The sequence below is a fragment of the Dendronalium phyllosphericum CENA369 genome (assembly GCF_016056275.1).
Classification (GTDB): domain Bacteria; phylum Cyanobacteriota; class Cyanobacteriia; order Cyanobacteriales; family Nostocaceae; genus Dendronalium; species Dendronalium phyllosphericum.
In genome coordinates, this window is the sequence record NZ_JAECZA010000002.1 from 1 (window position 1) to 3,032 (window position 3,032).

2 protein-coding genes are annotated in these 3,032 nt (G+C 44.4%); both read left to right on the forward strand.

Annotated features, from left to right (window positions below; genetic code table 11):
- The first annotated feature begins 201 nt into the window (after positions 1-201).
- The gene (gene xseA, locus I8752_RS01055; RefSeq protein ID WP_214430474.1) at positions 202-1,434 is read left to right on the forward strand and encodes an exodeoxyribonuclease VII large subunit; all 1,233 of its coding nucleotides are present in this window, start codon (positions 202-204) and stop codon (positions 1,432-1,434) included.
- Between the two features lie 645 nt (positions 1,435-2,079).
- A partial coding sequence (locus tag I8752_RS01060; protein ID WP_214430475.1) for a leucine-rich repeat domain-containing protein occupies positions 2,080-3,032 on the forward strand: 953 nt, incomplete at its 3' end.

The following is a 3,032-nucleotide window of genomic DNA, read 5'->3' on the forward strand; positions in this document are numbered from 1 at the left end:
CCCCACACCCTACACCCTAGGGTGTGGGGTGTGGGGGAAGAGATAGCCCCAACCACCCTTGGGATACAATCCTAAGCTTTTCAAGACGATAGTATTGGTGGGGGTTCCAAGCTTCTTCCAATGCAGTCTTCACTACACCCGTTGCGCCACACCCCACACCCTATTCTTGACCCAGTCTATATTCTAATATACGCATCTTTGATGACTTCTGATTTTACTGATTCTGTAATCCCTAATACAGCGCTTTCGGTATCTGGTTTAACTGACTATATCTGCTTACTATTAGAGCAAGATCGACATCTGCGGCAAATTTGGGTAACTGGCGAAGTTTCTAGCGCTAACCACCATCGTAGTGGGTTATTTTTCACGCTCCAAGACCCCGATGGCACAGCAGCAATTAAGTGTGTGGCATGGAATAGTCAATTGGCAAAACTGGCGCAAATACCGATTGCTGGCGAACAATTAATTATTTTGGGCAGTATTCGGGTTTATCCGCAAAGAGGAGAGTATCAATTGTCAGTTTGGCAGGCTTTGCCTGCTGGTGTTGGCTTACAAGCGTTGCGCTATCAACAGTTGCGAAACCGCTTGCTAGCTGAAGGATTGTTTGATGCACAACGAAAACGTTCTCTCCCACCTCACCCACAAACGATCGCAGTTGTCACTTCACCAACTGCGGCGGCTTGGGGTGACATTCAAAAAACTCTCAAGCACAGGTATCCTGGTTTACACATTTTATTTTCTCCTGCCACGGTGCAGGGCGAACAAGCACCAGAATCTATAGTTAAGGCAATTGAGCGGGTGGAAAGAGATGGTCGCGCCGAAGTGCTAATTTTATCGCGGGGTGGCGGCTCGGTTGAAGAATTGGCTTGCTTTAATGATGAACGAGTCGTGCGATCGCTTGCTAATTGTTCTATACCTGTAATTACTGGCATTGGTCATCAAAGAGATGAATCTTTGGCAGATTTAGTTGCCGATGCCTGCGTACATACACCGACTGCGGCAGCAGAAACAGTCGTACCAGCACTGTCAGAGTTGTATACTCAACATCGCCAGCGAGTTGTTGCTTTACATGAAGCGGTGCGTGATACCTGGGAAACTGCTGAGAATCAGCTAGCAACGTTGCAAAATCGTTTGCGGCGTTTGCGGTTAGACAGGCTTGTGCAGCAAGAGACGCAAAAGTTAGCTTGGCAGCGTCAGCAATTGCTACAAGTGACAATGGGGCGATCGCAGCAAGCAAAGCAGCATCTTGAATTGTTACGCCAAAAGTTGGCTAGTCTTGACCCAAAAGCAGTTATGCAGCGCGGTTATGCAGTGGTAAGACAGGAAAATGGTGCGATCGCTCGTGCTGCGGCTGAGTTAACTGTGGGGCAAGAGTTATTGATTCAGTTGGGAGAGGGTGAGGTTATAGTGAAAGTTACGGAAGTCAAAAATTAGTTTAGAGGTTGTTTGAAAAGTAATTTGCTGTGATTTTAGGCACTTACAGATCCCCCCTAGCCCCCCTTGAAAAGGGGGGAAAATTTCTTAAAGTCCCCCTTTTTAAGGGGGATTTAGGGGGATCTCAAATGTAATGGTGGCTTTACGAATGCGAACGTTACGAACTTGTGTTCTGAACCAACGCACTTATTTTCTGAACCAATGGACTTGTGTTCTGAACCAACGCACTTATTTTCTGAACCAACAAACTTGTGTTTTGAACTAACGGACTTATTTTCTGAACCAACGCACTTGTATTCTGAACCAATGGACTTGTGTTCTGAACCAACGCACTTGTTTTCTGAACCAACGCACTTATTTTCTCAACCAACAGACTTGTATTCTGAACCAACGCACTTGTATTCTGATTGCCACAGGCAAACGCTACGCGATCGCTCGATTTTGTAAACAATGCCAAAAATAGATCGCAAGTATCATGACAGAGATAGCTAGAAACCAGATTTAGATATATGCGATCAGCACATCTCAAGGCGCGTTGGCGTAGCCCGCCGCAGGCATCGCCAAAAAGCGAAGATGTAGCATTTTTTCCTAATCAGTTAAGATCATCTTTATCAATCTTCTTTCCTCACCCTTTTGCTTGGAATTATGACGCAGGATGAGTTATTGGTACTGATAGATCGCGCCGTGGCTGAGGGTTGGCAAGAGTTAGACTTGTCTGGGCAGGAGTTGACTGAGTTACCTGTAGAAATTGGTAAGTTGCAGCAGCTTGAGTCTTTGATTTTGGGAAAGAAGGTTGAGGGTTATGAAGAAGTAAGAGGCCGCGTTCTCCAAAAGGTTTCAGGCAACAATTTAAAAACGCTTCCACTCGAACTATTGGGTTTGCCTAATTTGCGAAAGTTGGATCTTAGTGGCAATCCTTTAGAGAACATTCCCGATGTGGTAACGCAAATACTACATTTAGAGGAACTTATCTTAATTCGAGTAGAGTTAACTGAAATACCTAATGCGATCGCTAAATTAACCAATCTGACGCAGCTTCACCTCGATGGCAACCAAATAACCCAGATTCCAGAGGCGATCGCTAAATTAACCAATCTGACGCAGTTTCACCTCGATGGCAACCAAATAACCCAGATTCCAGAGGCAATCGCTAAATTAACCAATCTGACGCAGCTTCACCTCCGCGACAACCGAATAACCCAGATTCCAGAGGCGTTCATTAAATTAACCAATTTAACGCAGCTTCACCTCGATGGCAACCAAATAACCCAAATTCCAGAGTCGTTCGCTAAATTAACCAATCTAAGGGAGCTTATCCTCAGTGACAACCAAATAACCCAGATTCCAGAGGTGATCGCTAATTTAACCAATCTATCTACGCTTTACCTTGGTGAAAGTCAAATCACTGAAATACCAGAAGCAATTAAAAACTTAACCAATCTATCTACGCTTTACCTTTCTAACAACCAAATCACTGAAATACCAGATACGATTGCTAATTTAACTAATCTCACCGAGCTTAAACTGTGGAATAACCAAATCACTGAAATACCAGATGCGATTGCTAATTTAACCAATTTGACGCAGCTTAATCTTTT

Bases quoted from the DNA above. Each gene is read 5' to 3' on its own strand.
- xseA (WP_214430474.1), top strand. From the start codon at position 202: ATGACTTCTGATTTTACTGATTCTGTAATCCCTAATACAGCGCTTTCG.